Origin of the sequence: Polaribacter staleyi (assembly GCF_038024045.1) — a bacterium.
In the GTDB taxonomy this organism is placed as follows: Bacteria; Bacteroidota; Bacteroidia; order Flavobacteriales; family Flavobacteriaceae; genus Polaribacter; species Polaribacter butkevichii.
The window spans coordinates 3280110-3297085 of the sequence record NZ_CP150665.1; the positions used below are offsets into that span (position 1 = coordinate 3280110).

Annotated in this window: 4 protein-coding genes; 1 reads left to right on the forward strand and 3 read right to left on the reverse strand. The window is 34.4% G+C overall.

Annotated features, from left to right (window positions below):
- Positions 1–419 precede the first annotated feature (419 nt).
- From WHD07_RS13660 to WHD07_RS13670, 3 genes are all read right to left on the reverse strand, one after another.
- Complete coding sequence (locus tag WHD07_RS13660; protein WP_343328851.1) at positions 420–11327, reverse strand: Ig-like domain-containing protein; 10908 nt, start codon at positions 11325–11327, stop codon at positions 420–422.
- Between the two features lie 507 nt (positions 11328–11834).
- Positions 11835–14588, reverse strand: a complete 2754-nt coding sequence (locus WHD07_RS13665) for a T9SS type A sorting domain-containing protein (RefSeq protein ID WP_343328852.1) — start codon at positions 14586–14588, stop codon at positions 11835–11837.
- Between the two features lie 6 nt (positions 14589–14594).
- Entirely contained in the window at positions 14595–16082 is a 1488-nt protein-coding gene (locus WHD07_RS13670) for a proprotein convertase P-domain-containing protein (protein WP_343328853.1), read from the reverse strand.
- A gap of 462 nt (positions 16083–16544) precedes the next feature.
- On the opposite strand from WHD07_RS13670, the gene WHD07_RS13675 reads away from it, so the two are divergent.
- Positions 16545–16961, forward strand: coding sequence for a CBS domain-containing protein (locus tag WHD07_RS13675; protein ID WP_343328854.1), 417 nt, complete (start codon positions 16545–16547; stop codon positions 16959–16961).
- Positions 16962–16976 lie beyond the last annotated feature (15 nt).

Here is a 16976-nt window from a genome sequence, read left to right on the forward strand (position 1 = left end):
TTTCTATATGCTTATATCTATGCCTTTTTGACCTACAGATTAAAAAGAATTCACAATGTTATATTCTTTTATTATTAGAGGTATTCTTATGAAATAACTTGTTAGTATATGAACTAAGTATTTAAGTTTGGCGTGCTTTGCAAGTTTACAGGAATAGGTTCTTAGGAGGTGTTTGATAGCAGTTTTTAAATTAGAAGTAATACCAACAGTTTCATTTTTATTAAAATATAAATGTTTCTAATCTTATACGTTAAGAGGAGAAAGAAGTGTAATATTGAATACTGTCTGTTTTACTAAAGCGAATTCCTCCAACAGATTGTTCGTTTAAATTCATAAAAAAAACCAGTGAAAATTAATTCACTGGTTTTAATCTAATAATTATTTTTCTATTTTGAATCAACCAAAATAAAAAGTGCTATTTATTCAATAACAATTTTTTTATTGATGGTTCCTTTGTCAGTTTTCATTTTTACAATGTAAATACCTGTTGGTATTTGTTTTTTGATGTTTAACTGGTAAGTTTCTTTTTGTTCTTTAATATTCCAAAGACTTATTTCTTTACCTAGTAAATCAAATAACGTTACATTATTAATGTGTATTTCTTGATTTTTAGAAATCACAATATTATGATTTTTATTGTCAGCAAATATACTTGTTTGTTTAGCTAAAATATCATCTTCTAAGCTAAGAGAAGTGTCTGATGGTACAAAAGCTAATACAAACCTATCTGTGTAGGTACCTGTTTTTAATTGATAACTAGCACTAGTGTTGTTTATCTGCTGCGTTTTACCTGTATACTTGTCTTTGATGTATATATCTTGGCTGATATTTGTAATATCATCAATAACAATGGTAATAACACTATTTTTACTTACCACAACTTCTAATGGTACCTCTAAATCATCAGAGATTTCTTGTACTCCTGCAATTACGTATTTGTTAACGTCGTTAGCAAATTTCCAATAAAAGTCCGTAGGATTTACGTCGTACATTTTAGAATCAAATCCATTCTCGTAAGCAAAAGAGTTTGCTTTGTCAAAAGAGATGGCAATTTGACGATGAAAATTGCTCCCTACAGAATTGGCATAATTCATACCTAGTTTTAAAATAGGTAAGTCGTTAGAAGGCGATTTCTTAAGTGTCTTCTTTTTACTTTTGAAAAGGTAAGATTGCCCAGACTCTTCTGTAACGTATGCTCTTTGGCTGTTATTGAATTTAATTTCCTTTTTAATACCTTCTCCTACAACAAAGAACCCTTGACCAACTGCAATATAAGGTTGTGGATCTTTGTAATCTTCTTCATAAGCGCTGCCTCCAGTATTAGGACTACATGATAATTGTCCATCTTCATCTTTAAATACTATTTGGTCAATTTTAATACTATTGCCATCATTGGTAGATGTTAGTGTTATGTCACTACCTGCTTCTAGGCATAAATCAATTGTTTTTATAGTATAACTATTGCTATTAGATGTAAAGTTTATTTCTCCTCTATCTGCACCATTCACCTTAATTTTTAAGGTTTTATCAGCAACAGCAGCATAAGTTATTTCTAAGATATCAATTCCACTAGAAATATTAGAAAATTTAAGATAATCTGTTGCATCTAATGAGACTCCCGTTGTTGGGGTAATAGAGGTTAGCTCTCCTGTGTATTCAGCATCTTCAGCTTGTAAGGTGATGGTTACAGGGCCTGTAGTACCTGCACTATATGCACTTACAGATGTTGTTTTATTTAGAGAAGCGTAGCCACCAATATAGCCACCATAATTATGTCCGGCTGTTCCATTTCCATTATTTTCTCCAACATGTTGCCAAAAATATAGGGTTCCAGAGGTTGTGCTTATATTATCGTTTATAAACTTTCTAGCATTCATTGCAGAAGGAAAAGGATTACCAATTAAATAGGATTCTTCATTATCAATTTCGTTTTTTGAATAAAAAAGACCATCATTAGGCGTACCTGCAAATGTGTAGTTTTGTATCTTATCAGGTCCTTTAAAAATAAAACCATCACCTCTATCTATTTCTCCAGCTTTATATTTGTGTTCCCAATTAGATCTTCCATTACTACCTGGAGCATAGGTATACACCCAGTAATCTGCTAGTTTAAGAACTCCACCAATGTAAGAACCATCATATCCAGGAGCAAAAGTAATTTCTTTGGGATCGTTAGGGGTAGTACCGTCTTTAAGTACTTTTTCTAGCGTGTAGTAGTCGAGAGTACTAGACGTAGGAGTTGGTGGTGTGTCAAGGGTGTTAGTAACCGGTGAGCTCATATAATTGTAACGATATTTACTGTTTACATGAGGTTTTTGGTCTATAAATAATTTTCCTCCACCTGTAACTGTAGTCGAATTAGTATGTGTTTGTACTAATTGACTAGTAGGTCCTGATAATCGAATGTTTCCGTCTAAGACAATGCTATTTGTAACCACTAATAAATTATCTGTTACTCTTAATTCTTTACCTGAGTTAACTTCTAATTTTCTAGCGCTTAGTCTGCTGCCTGTATGATTGTAGTATTGGTCTATAACAACATAACGAGACCTGTCTGGAAAACCATTATTCCAATCATCATTTTCTCTAATTGTTTTATTAATTCGATGTAAACCTAATAGCGTATTGGCTTGTTGGTCAGAATTCTTTATTTCAGAAATTAATGGGTCTTGAGGGTGTCTTTCAATACCGCCAACATCTCCTCCTGTTCCAGATTGATAAGGTGCTATAGCATCATCTATAAAAACAACCCATTCAGAGGCTGTATAATCTTTATTAGGTGTTAGCCTTTCATCAATTCTTACCACTGAAGTATTATCAACTATATTAGAAGCTACATCGTATCTATTAGCCCAAGAAGAAAGTCCAGTGGTATTAGAAAGGGTAATAATATCATTACCATCCTTAATATCTGTTAGTGCATCATCTTCTTGAATATTTGTAGTTCCTAGATTTGTTATAGTGGAAATTGAAGTAGTTTTAAACAACACAGATTCACCTGCATTCAATGATGTTTCTACCATACTATTAACATCTGGTACGATACCAGTTTGACTTCCTGTTTTATTTTTGTACAACTGTACTAAAATTGTATTGGCAGGTATAATTGTTGTTCCAATATTGGTAATTTCTATCCATTTTTCATCACCGAACAGATATACTTGGGTAATCATAGCGTCTGCCGGAATAATATTAGGAATAGTTGTTAAGTACAGTGTTGCATTGTCACAAGCTTGAGGCGTTCCATTATCACAAACTTGGTAAGTAACTACTTCTGTACCCACAAACCCATTTGCAGGAGTATAAGTATAGGTACCATCATTAGCAATCACTAATGTTCCTCCACTTGTAAGTGTATTTAGAGTAGTACCATCTACAGTTAATGGACCAGTGGTAGTTGCAGCAGCAGTAACTACTGGTGTTCCAATTGCGTCTGGGTTGGTATCATTTGTTAATACATTATCTGTTTGTACTATGTTTTGCACGCCTGTACTAGCGTCATCATTTGCATATACATCATTGTCTGTTGCACTGGCAGGGTCTACTGTAATTATTAATGTAGCAGTATCTGTACCACTATTACCATCACTAATTGTGTATTCTATAGGAACTTGCCCTATAAAAGTACTGTTTGCAGTAAATACAACTTGTCCGGCAACTAAACTTGCTTGTCCAGTTAAATTTCCATTAGCATCATAAACATCTTGTGGAGTTGTTGTTAATGTAACAGTGGTAGCCGTTGCCGTTAAACCTGTTGCTCCGCTTACGGTTAAGGTATCACCATCAGTATCTGAATCATTGCTTAAAATAGTTGAAGTAACTGTTTCCCCTGCTTCAACACCATTGGTGTCATTCTGAGCAATTGGTGGATTGTTACTACTTACTAATGGAGTTGGAATAACAACAATTGTTAATGTTGCTGTTTCACAAGTGTTAGGAGTATCGTCATCACAAGCTATATAAGTAATTGTTTCTGTCCCTGTAAAACCTGTAGTTGGCGTAAAGGTATATGCACCAGTTTCTGGGTCTATTGTAATACTACCATTTGGAGTATTGATTGGATTACCTGCTACTGGTGTTGCATCTGGTATACCATCTCCATTTGTATCTATTTGAGAAACATCAATATCTCCACCATCAGGATCACTATCATTTGTTAAAACATTACCAATTGCTGGAGTGTCTATAGGTGTTTGATTAATGTCGTTTTCTGTCTCTATATTGTTACTGTCTAAAGTTGTTAAGTACAAGGTAGCGTCATCACAAGCTTGAGGCGTTCCATTATCACAAACTTGGTAAGTAACTACTTCTGTACCCACAAACCCATTTGCAGGAGTATAAGTATAGGTACCATCATTAGCAATCACCAATGTTCCTCCACTTGTAAGTGTATTTAGAGTAGTACCATCTACAGTTAATGGACCAGTGGTAGTTGCAGCAGCAGTAACTACTGGTGTTCCAATTGCGTCTGGGTTGGTATCATTTGTTAATACATTATCTGTTTGTACTATGTTTTGCACGCCTGTACTAGCGTCATCATTTGCATATACATCATTGTCTGTTGCACTGGCAGGGTCTACTGTAATTATTAATGTAGCAGTATCTGTACCACTATTACCATCACTAATTGTGTATTCTATAGGAACTTGCCCTATAAAAGTACTGTTTGCAGTAAATACAACTTGTCCGGCAACTAAACTTGCTTGTCCAGTTAAATTTCCATTAGCATCATAAACATCTTGTGGAGTTGTTGTTAATGTAACAGTGGTAGCCGTTGCCGTTAAACCTGTTGCTCCGCTTACGGTTAAGGTATCACCATCAGTATCTGAATCATTGCTTAAAATAGTTGAAGTAACTGTTTCCCCTGCTTCAACACCATTGGTGTCATTCTGAGCAATTGGTGGATTGTTACTACTTACTAATGGAGTTGGAATAACAACAATTGTTAATGTTGCTGTTTCACAAGTGTTAGGAGTATCGTCATCACAAGCTATATAAGTAATTGTTTCTGTCCCTGTAAAACCTGTAGTTGGCGTAAAGGTATATGCACCAGTTTCTGGGTCTATTGTAATACTACCATTTGGAGTATTGATTGGATTACCTGCTACTGGTGTTGCATCTGGTATACCATCTCCATTTGTATCTATTTGAGAAACATCAATATCTCCACCATCAGGATCACTATCATTTGTTAAAACATTACCAATTGCTGGAGTGTCTATAGGTGTTTGATTAATGTCGTTTTCTGTCTCTATATTGTTACTGTCTAAAGTTGTTAAGTACAAGGTAGCGTCATCACAAGCTTGAGGCGTTCCATTATCACAAACTTGGTAAGTAACTACTTCTGTACCCACAAACCCATTTGCAGGAGTATAAGTATAGGTACCATCATTAGCAATCACCAATGTTCCTCCACTTGTAAGTGTATTTAGAGTAGTACCATCTACAGTTAATGGACCAGTGGTAGTTGCAGCAGCAGTAACTACTGGTGTTCCAATTGCGTCTGGGTTGGTATCATTTGTTAATACATTATCTGTTTGTACTATGTTTTGCACGCCTGTACTAGCGTCATCATTTGCATATACATCATTGTCTGTTGCACTGGCAGGGTCTACTGTAATTATTAATGTAGCAGTATCTGTACCACTATTACCATCACTAATTGTGTATTCTATAGGAACTTGCCCTATAAAAGTACTGTTTGCAGTAAATACAACTTGTCCGGCAACTAAACTTGCTTGTCCAGTTAAATTTCCATTAGCATCATAAACATCTTGTGGAGTTGTTGTTAATGTAACAGTGGTAGCCGTTGCCGTTAAACCTGTTGCTCCGCTTACGGTTAAGGTATCACCATCAGTATCTGAATCATTGCTTAAAATAGTTGAAGTAACTGTTTCCCCTGCTTCAACACCATTGGTGTCATTCTGAGCAATTGGTGGATTGTTAGTACCATCAACGATTATAGTTGGAATAACAACAATTGTTAATACGGCAGTTCCACAAACCTGTGGAGTATCATCATCACAGACTTGGTAGGTAATTGTTTCTGTGCCAGTAAAACCTGTAGTTGGTGTAAAGGTATATGCACCAGTTTCTGGGTCTATTGTTATACTACCATTTGGAGTATTGATTGGAGTACCTGCTACTGGTGTTGTATCAGGTGTACCATCTCCATCTGTATCTATTTGAGAAACATCAATATCTCCACCATCAGGATCACTGTCATTTGTTAAAACATTACCAATTGCTGGAGTGTCTATAGGTGTTTGATTAATGTCGTTTTCTGTCTCTATATTATTACTGTCTAAAGTTGTTAAGTACAAGGTAGCCTCATCACTAGCAACTGTTGTTCCGTTATCATTAATTATGTAAGTAACAGGTAGTGTTCCTACAAAGTTAGATAGTGGATTGAAAGTATAAGAACCGTCTGCATTTATTGTCAATTCTCCCACACCTGGAATGGTTGTTGAAGTACCAGGATTAATTGTAATTGTTGTTGGCGTACCACCAATTATAATAGAAACCGAAGCAGAAGAAAATGTTTGAGTATCTAATTCAGGATCAAAATCATTGGTGATGATGTTTCCTGTCATAGATGTTGCTTGCGGAGCAGCATTGGCATCATCATTTGCAAAGGTATTGTTACCTACTTTGTCTATAACTTTTAAGCTAAGAATAGCATTTACATCTGGGTCATAATCAGTGTTACTTGGATTGTCAAAAGCTGGATCAGAATAGGTGTACGTAATATCATCTATTGTACCTACAAAAGTTGGTTCAGGATCAAAAACATAAGTTCCATCTTCATTTATTGTAACGGTACCCGCATTTGTAACGGTATTACCATCTTTATCTGTACCAGAAACTTGTTTAGGAGTTCCTAAAGTAAAAGAACTACCACCAATAGTCGCTTCTGTAATTTCATCAGGATCAGAGCTAAGAGTAACTGAAGAGCTTAAAGTTGTATCTTTCTCTGTAGTATTAACCTCATTGGCACTAGTACCGTAGTTGTTAATAACATCTATACTAAGAATAGCAGTATCTGTTGCTCCGTCAGGATCTGTTATTGTGTACGTTATATCGTCAACAGTTCCAGTAAAGTCAGTAGTAGGAACAAAAATATAAGTTCCATTAGCATTTAATGTAACAGTACCCGCATTTGTAACGGTATTACCATCTTTATCTTTACCAGAAACAGGAGTAGCTGTTCCTATTGATAATGTAGTACCACCAATAGTTCCTTCTGTAACTGTAAGGGTGTCTCCATCAGGGTCAGAATCGTTAGTAAGAATTGTAGAATTTATAGTGGTGTTTACCTCTGTTGTACTTACATCGTTTTGCGCCGTTGGCGGATTATTACCTGGTAGCAATGTAGGTATTACTTTAATAGTTAAAGAGGCGGTGTCTGTAGCACCATTTGTACCTTCTCCTGTATAGGTAATTGGGTTAATAATTCCTGTAAAACCTGCAGCAGGGGTAAAGGTGTACGTTCCGTCTGATCTTATAATAATTGTACCTGCATTTGCAACAGTATTATTGTCTTTATCTACACCAGGTACATTTGTAATAGTTACACTTCCTGGGGTTCCACCTGTTTCTGGAGGAACTGTATAATCAGTGGTACCTATTTTTACAGTTGTTACACTTGCTATATTTTCATCATTCGTTAATAAGGCTCCATTAACAGGAATGTCTTGTGGCGTTTGATTGATATCATTATAAGCTGCTATATAACATGCAGGACTTTGTATTGCTGCGTTTTGAGAAGTACCTATAGTTTGTGTTATTCCACCTGGAACTCCGTAAGTATCACTTTCTTTATCTGTTGTATCTACAGTTGTTTTAAGCATTCCAAAAGTTGCGCTACTTGGGTCTGTATCAATATCTGTATGACTATAAGTTCCGCTTCCTTCTAATGCATCCGGACAACCATCGTTATCAGAATCTACATCACGATAATTAGGCATTGTATCATTATCTGATTGACAATTAATACGGTGTTGAAATTTAACATCATCAAAACGAACAACGTTGTTATCTTTATAAGTGTTGTTTTCGTTATAGATGTAAAAACGATAATAGTATTTTGTACCTGCCTCTAAGTCGATATCATATTGATGACCTAAAGTTAGGTATTGGTCAAGTTCTATTTTACCTACATGACCATCATAATACAAAACATCAGAAGTGGCAAAGTTAGCGTCTGTAGACATTTCTAAAGTAACAAAGAATTTGCCTAAGTTTAATAAAGAATTACCATTATCTGGTGTTGAAAAACCAAGACGTACAAAACCTAAGTTCATATCTACAGCAGGTGTGTAAGCCAATTGTACATAATCATTATTTGTTTTTGCTTCCTCGAAAGTAGTTTTATCAACTCCTCCTATTATGTAAGTAGAAGAGGTATTATAAGACGCCTCATCTAATCCACCTCCAAAAACAATATCATCTGCATTTGTGAAGTTAGGGCTGCTTAATAGTGAATACCCTGGTCTCCAACTTCCTGTATTATCAAAAGTAGCATAATCACTTTGTTTGTCATAACCTGTGTCATTGGTATCATTATTATGCAACCATTCTACTTGCGTTTCTGTACACTCACCCGGAATAATAATTGTTTTTTCATATTCAAAGTCTTTTCCACCATCAGGAATCCCGTCGTTATCATCATCATTATCGCAAATATTACCAATACCATCTCCGTCAAAATCTTGAAATTTAGGATTTCCTGAATTACAAGGGCTACAAATATCTGATTGTACATCTTTATTTGTAGAAGTTCCTACGGTTTGTGAAGTTCCGTTATTAGGAATACCTTGTACATTTACACCTGCTTTTAAACGAGTGTAACGAGCATCAATATCGTCATAATCATAACTTCCTGCACCTTCTATAGCATCCGGACAACCATCATTATCACTATCTAAATCATAGTGGTTTGGTATACCGTCTCCATCTGTATCTAGAATTGTAATTGTGTCTGGATTTACGTAATTGCTAGTACATTTAAATTCTACCTGATGTTGTCTGCCTGTTGCTGTGGCCCCGTCTACTCTAGCTACAGCACCTAATCTTATAATATAAGAAGAGCCGCTATGTTCTGTAGAATAGTTTACTTGTGGGTAATCGTGGGTTACAGATGGGTATTCTGTATAACCTGATGTAGCTACAATCCAAGAACCTGGATGTGTTATGGTTAATTCTGTTGGGTTATTTACAGAATAGTCTACAGGTAATTGAGACCAGTTTTGTTCTCCGTAATTAGCACCACCATCTACATCGTTAAAATTAGCAAAAAACTTAGTAACATTTGTAGGTGTTGTTGTTCCGGTATTTACAAATTCAAACTTATATTCTGTCCATGCTTGGTCTCCTGTATTGGTTAAGCTAAATGATGATTTTGGTTGAAAAGCAAGGTTGTTTCCAACACTATTGTCATCTAATATAGGTATCGTTGTATTATTTAACTCTATAATAGTTACTAAAGCATCGATACCTGTAGTTACATTTGGAAATCTAAATACTTCTCCTTGTAAAAAAGTAGCAATGTTTCCGTCTCCAGATTCTTCTGTAAATGCTTGATTAAAATTTAATTGAGTTGAATCTGTACAAACTGGTTGTCCGGGAGTTATTGAATAACCTTCATCGGTATCTAAAATACCGTCATTATCATCGTCTAAATCGTCATAATCTGTAACGCCATCATTGTCATTGTCTTCACAGGTATTAACTCTATTATTTATGTAATATGCATTTGGTGTGCCGTAAGCAGCTGCACTTACTCTACCAGTAGAAGGGTCTACAGCAGGTGTTCCTGATCCGTAATATCCGTTGTTGTCTGTGTCTGCGCCAGGGTTATTAAGTGGTTCATAATATGCTTCATCTGCATCAGAACAACCATCGTTATCTGAGTCTGAATCTAGGTGATTAGGGATGCCGTCTCTATCTGTATCTATGTTTTCGTAGAATAGAGGAGTTGTAGACCAATTAATAGTAGGTAAACATGGGCTCATCGATACTGAATGGTAAGAGGTGTTAGATCTAGCGTCTCCAAATCTGATGCTTACAGATGAACTAAGTGCATAGATACTTGTTATTTGATATTCTGGTTTATCTGCTGCTATATCTGCTCCAAGAGTACCATCACTTATATATCCTTTACTAAAACCTCCTACATTAGCTGGTTGACCAGTATAAGTATTTAGTTTATTTGGTGTGTCTGTTTGTAAATTATCAGAATAGCCATCTTTATAGGTTACAAATTCATTTAAATCATTATCTATAGTTGTTACTATATATGTTGTTTCGGGTGCAGGAATATTAGTGTCTGCAACAACAAAATCTATTTTAAACTCTGTAAAGCTAGTGGGACTAGCATGCTGAATTTGTGGTTGAAAATTATTATCTACACCTGCTGTAGTTCCTGGTACATCTAACATTACTATTGATGTATCTGTAGATGAAACAATTGTTACAATAGCATCTACTCCAGTATAAACATCATTATATATAAATTGATCTCCAACTGTTGGAGTCGCAACATTAGATCCGTTGTAAGAAAATGGTCCATTAATTACTCCAAATGAAGGTGAAACTTTAGTAGTACAATCTACTTGATTGCGTTCTTCTTCATCAGAAATACCATCGTTATCATCATCTTCATCACATATATCTGAAATGTTATCTTCATCTGTATCTACATTTCCAGAGTTTGGTGCATCACACTGATCAAAAGCTTCTATATAATTAACAGTTATTTTCCATGTGTTGTTATCTACTTTAGCATATGTAGTATCACACCCACCAATGTTAGAATTTCTACGAGGAACAATTAAAAAGGTTAATACTCCTGTACTGCTCACTCCGTTAGCAATATTTATTGTTCTGTTGTAGTTTTGAGTACCTCCTGTAATGCCTTGTCCTAATGCGTAAAAAGGTTCTGATGTGTTTGTTTCTTGATGATAGATATAAGAATACTGTTGCGCTTTAGTACTTCCATTTAGAGATGTCATGTTGTAGGAAACATTTGTACTTGTTACAGTTGCTCCTGCAGGTATAAATAACTGTAGATAACTATAACTAGCACAATCTGTAACGCTTAAACGAGACGTTGGTATATCTCCACTAGTATAGGTTACAGAAGATGATTGTTGTCCTAGCGCATTTTGAAATGCTAGAAGTAAGAGAATGGGTAGTAAAAGGCGCGAAACTTTTTTTAATTTTAATATTGATGCTATTTTACAAAATAGCAAGTAAAAGCCAAGGCCTACTAATTTGAAACGAATTATTTCCCCAAATAATTTCGTTTCTTTTAGATGTTTCATCATGTAAGAAATTTTTAAGAATGCAAAAGTAGTAATTATTATTTACAAAACACTAATAGTTAGATGCTTGTAAATGAATAATATAGCTTTTTTTTGACTAATTTACAAAAAAAAAATGATTTTTCATACTTTTTTGATGTTTCTATACTTCTCGAAATTATTTTTGTAAGTAATGGTTTTAGTTTGCTTTTTGGATTTGTTAATGTGTTGGTAGTTAGTGTTTTTGGGTGGTTTTTGTATTTGGTTTGTTGTTTCTTCTTTTGAAAAAAATATAAAAAGTACTGGGTTTGCGTTTTGTAAATTTTTAAGGATTGCTGTCTTTAGAAAAGAACAACAACAATTTTATGTTATCATTTACGTTGTCGTTTTTTTTTAGAAACTAAAAATAAACAGGTTTTAAGTATTGCAGCAAAGTAAAACCCCAGTTAAAAGAGGTTTATTTCTTTTAATTGGGGTTTAAAATTGTTTTTAATTTAGTAGCCTGAGCGTTTGCAATAACGCAGGTGTGTATTATTCGATAACAACTTTTTTATTGATAGTTCCTTTGTCGGTCTTCATTTTTACAATGTAAATACCCGTTGGTATTTGTTTTTTGATGTTTAATTGGTAGGTTTCTTTTTGTTCTTTAAGATTCCAAATACTTATTTCTTTACCAAGCAGATCAAATAACATTACTTTGTTGATGTGTATTTCTTGATTTTTAGAAATTACAATGTTATGATTTTTATTGTCGGCAAATATAGTTGTTTGTCTCGCTAAAATATCATTTTCTAAGCTAAGAGAAGTGTCTGAGGGTGTAAAAGCTAATACAAATCTGTCTGTGTAGGTACCTGTTTTTAATTGATAACTAGCACTGTTGTTGTTTATTTGCTGCGTTTTACCTGTAAGCTTGTCTTTGATGTATATGTTTCGGCTAATGTTTGTTACATCATCAATAACCATGGTAATAACACTGTTTTTACTTACTACAACTTCTAATGGTACTTCTAAAGCATCAGAAATTTCTTGTACTCCGGCAATTACGTATTTGTTAGTATCGCCATTAAATTTCCAATAGAAGTCCGTAGCATTAACATCGTACATTTTAGAATCAAATCCATTTTCGTATGCAAACGAGTTTGCTTTATCAAAAGAGATGGCAATTTGACGATGAAAATTACTTCCAACGGCATTGGCGTAGTTCATACCTAGTTTTAAAATAGGCAATTCATTCGTTGGCGATTTTTTAAGTGTTTTCTTTTTACTCTTAAAAAAGACAGATTGTCCAGACTTTTCTGTAACGTATGCCCTTTGGCTGTTGTTAAATACAATTTCTTTTTTAGTGGTTCCGCCTACAACAAAGAATCCTTGACCAACAGCAATATAAGGTTCTGGATCTTTATAATCGTTTTCATATGTGCTGCCTCCGGTGTTAGGGATACATGCTAATTGGCCATCATTATCTTTAAATACTATTTGGTCTATTTTAATACTATTTCCATCATTGGTAGATGTTAGTGTAAGTGAGCTACCAGCTTCTATACATAATGCAATTTCTTTTTCGGTATAATTATTACTAGTGCCTGTAAAGGTAATTTCACCTTTTTCTACATTATTAACTTTGATTTTTAAATTTTTAGTAGCTACAGAGGCGTAGGTTATTTTTAAGGTATCTACACCGCTAGAGATATTAGAAAAATTAAGATAATCCGTTTCATTTAATGAGATTCCGGTTGTAGGTCCATTTGTAATAGAGGTTCCTGTGTATGCTGCATCTTCTGCTTGAAGTGTATATAATACAGCACCTGTTGGGTTTGCAATATATGCATTAGTGGCTGCGGCTTTATTTAGAGAAGCGTAGCCCCCAATATAGCCCCCAAAGTTATGTCCGGTTGTTCCCGTTCCGTTATCTTCACCTACATGTTGCCAAAAGTATAGCGTTCCGGTGGTTGCGTTTATATTATCGTCTATAAATTTTCTAGCATTTATTGCAGACGGAAAAGGATTTCCTATTAAATAAGCTTCTCCTGTGTCAATTTGATTTTCTGATTGGAAAAGACCATCGTTAGGTGTACCAACAAAAGTATAGTTTTGCTCTTGTCCGGGACCTTTAAAGATAAAACCATCTCCTCTTTTGATGGTTCCGTTCTTGTATTTATGTTCCCAATTAGATCTTCCGTTACTAGCTGTAGCGTAGGTGTACACCCAGTAATCTGCTAGTTTAAGAACTCCGCCAACATATGAACCATCATATCCAGAAACAAAAGTAATTTCTTTAGGATCGTTAATCGTAGTACCATCTTTAAGTACTTCTTCTAGCGTGTAATAGTCGTTGTAAATAATAGGAGTTGTAGCATCAGGAGTATTAGTAACTGGTGAGCTCATATAGTTGTAGCGATAAAAACTTGTTACTTTAGAATCTTGGTCTATAAATAATTTACCTCTTCCTGTTACTGTACTCGAATTAGCATGTGTTTGTACTAATTGAGCACTAGCTCCCGATAAACGAATGTCTCCGTTTAATACAATATCATTTGTAACTACTAATAATGTATCTGTTATTGTTAATTCGGTACCCGTATTTACCGCTAATTTTCGAGCGCTTAACACGCTGGTAGCATGATTGTAGTTTTCATCAATTACAACGTAACGCGATCTGTCTGGGAAACCATTGTCCCAAGTATTATTTGCATTTGTAGTTGTTTCTTCAATTTGATGTAAACCTAACAAAGTATTTGCTTGCGTATTTGAATCTTCTATTTCAGAAATTAACGGGTCTTGAGGGTGTCTTTTAGTGCTAGAAATATCTCCTCCATATCCAGCTTGATAAGCATCGATGTTATCGTCTATAAATGCAACCCATTCATTAGTGGTGTAAGTGGTATTGGGTGCTGTTGTTTCATCAATTCTAACATAAGAAGTGTTGTCTGTAAATGCTTCAATAATGTCATATCTATGTTTATATGAATTAGCATCATTGCTAGATGATAATGTAATAATATCGTCTGCACCAGCAAAATTGGTGATGTTTGTATCATTTAAACGAAGTGCACTACTGTTGATGTTTGTAATTACATTATTTAAATTACCTAGTAAAACAGATTGTCCTGGGGTTAAAATAGTATTAACAGTATAAGTTGCATCTGGATTTGTTCCCGTTTGATCTCCTGATTTTGAATTGTATAATTGTACTTTTATGCTGTTTGCAGCGATATTATTTGTGTTATGGATATTGGTTATTTCTATCCATTTATCTGAACCAGATTGATATACTTGAGTAATCATTGCGATTCAGTCTTCTGTAATATCTCTATAATCTACATCTCCAAAAGTTAATACATCTGTATCTACATCTGTAAAATTGTCTGTTTGTGTGTTGTCAAAACTACCATTTATATCGGTGTAGTCATCGGCAGTATCTAAAGTATTGTCTAGTCCGTTTGTGCCTACAATTCCATTTGTTCTACCTGCGGTGTTTGTAAGACCAGAACCAGATTCTGCAATGTCAAAAATAGTGTCACCATCCGAATCTAAATCTAAATAATCTGGTACAGTATCCGCTCCGGTTGTTGCAGTAGCATCTGTATTTACAGGTGTTATTCCAAAAGAATTTGCACTGCCGCTTAAATTAGCGTCGTAAGCATCATCTAAACCATCATTATCAGCATCGTTTCCAGAAGGTTCTTTGTAATCTCTTGTAGTTTGTCCTTCAATGTTATCAGGGATTCCGTCGTTGTCTGAGTCTAAATCTAATGAGTTAGGTATGCTATCTCCGTCACTATCGCAATTACCTGGAGATAAATTGCTAAACGGAATGGGTACACTTGTTGGTGAAGAAGTGCTTGCGTATTCAACATTTAATGAGTGTTGTCCATAATATTCAAAAAAGAGTACTTCAATGGTATGACCTCCGGCATTTAGTAAAATAGGAGTCCCTACTTTAGGGCCGCTTGCAGCGTGTAAACCATCGTAACTTACGGCTTCATTTCCATCAATATATACTTTAGCCCCATCGTCTGAATTTAAGTAAAAAGTGTAGGTGTCTGTTGTGGGAATTTTTATAAAACCTGTATATCTTATACTGTAGGTATTGGCATCACTTGGTGTAACAATTGTCTGTAGGGCTGTTACATTAAAATTTGAAACTGTACCCACGCCAGTAGCTCCTGTTGTAGGAATGTTATCTACAGTATTACCGCTAGGAGCAGCATTATAAAATTCGTAATTTAAACTACCGGTACATTCTATGTTTTCTTCTGCATCTAAAATACCATCATTATCATCATCTAAATCAATAAGATCAGCAATACCATCATTATCTGTATCTACTGTAGTTACATTTATAGTGGCTGAATTAAAAGTACCTTCGTCTACGCCTGCATCATCTGCAATATTTAAAGTCCAAGTACCTGCAGCATTTTCTCCAATAAAAGCACTTAAGGCTTGATCTGGTTTACGTAGCACAATACTAGAACTTATATGATTAGTATTGTCATTTCCAATGGTGTTAGTTGCTGCATCATCAAAAGTTGCGTAGAGGTTGTTTCTTGTGCCCCCATTATCAAAAGTTAAATTGATTGTTGTTCCGCTAGGAGAGGTTAACGTAATTTCTAAATCACCTCTATAGCTATGGTCTAGTCTTAAAGTTATTGTTACCTTTTCTATAGAACCACTGTTTGATAAAACAAAGGTTTTGTCAAAATTTGTATTATCAATAATTGATTGAGAACTAGAGTTGGTTATCGATTCTGTTGCTTGCCCAAAAGTAGATATTGACAATGAAAAAAAAGCAATTAAAACAAAAGAGGTAAATTTAAAACGAGGTTTGTTTTTTTTTGAGATAGCAGAGCATGATAAACTAAAAAATAATTTTAATTTAAATAAGGGGGTAAGGGGTTTCATAATTTACTGATATTTATTTTTATCTAATAAGTGTCTTCATTAATATTGTTTATAAATTTATAATAGTATGCTAAGAATATTAGTGTTGTACGCTAGTCTTTTAAGATACAAAAATAGTACAATTTAATTTGAAAGAGATTTATTTAATGTTAATCAATAAATTAAGTTTACTTTCTGTTTGGTAGATATACCAAACCATTAGCTGTTTTTATTTTTGTATTTCGCATATTTTTTTGCTTTTCCTTAAAGATAAGTTAAATTTTTGTAAAACTGACATAAGTCATCTTTTAGAGTGTGTTTTATTTAGAAATTTGTACTACGATTATAAAACTCCATATTATGAGAAGAGACGAACCGATATCAACAATTATGGCAACTAATTTAGTAACTTTAAGTGTTGATGGTGATTTAGTAACTGCGGAAAAAATGTTTATTGAAAATAAAATAAAACATATTCCTGTAGTTCGTGGTAGAGAAATTATAGGAATGCTAAGCTATTCTGATATACAAAAGGTTAGTGATTCTAGTTTAAACGAAGATAAAACGTCTGTTGATAGTTTTGTACATAATACATTTACGATCAATCAGGTTATGGATAAAAATATTACAGCAATTCCGCCATATACATCTATAAAAGATGCCGCAGAATTGCTTACAAATAAAGGATTTCACGCATTACCAGTAGTTGAAGATTCTGAGTTAGTAGGAATAGTTACTACAAGGGATTTAGTAAAGTATTTGGTAGCGAAATTATAGTGGTTTTTATATTGG

Bases quoted from the DNA above. Each gene is read 5' to 3' on its own strand.
- WHD07_RS13660 (WP_343328851.1), bottom strand. From the start codon at position 11,327: ATGATGAAACATCTAAAAGAAACGAAATTATTTGGGGAAATAATTCGT.
- WHD07_RS13665 (WP_343328852.1), bottom strand. From the start codon at position 14,588: ATGATTACTCAAGTATATCAATCTGGTTCAGATAAATGGATAGAAATA.
- WHD07_RS13675 (WP_343328854.1), top strand. From the start codon at position 16,545: ATGAGAAGAGACGAACCGATATCAACAATTATGGCAACTAATTTAGTA.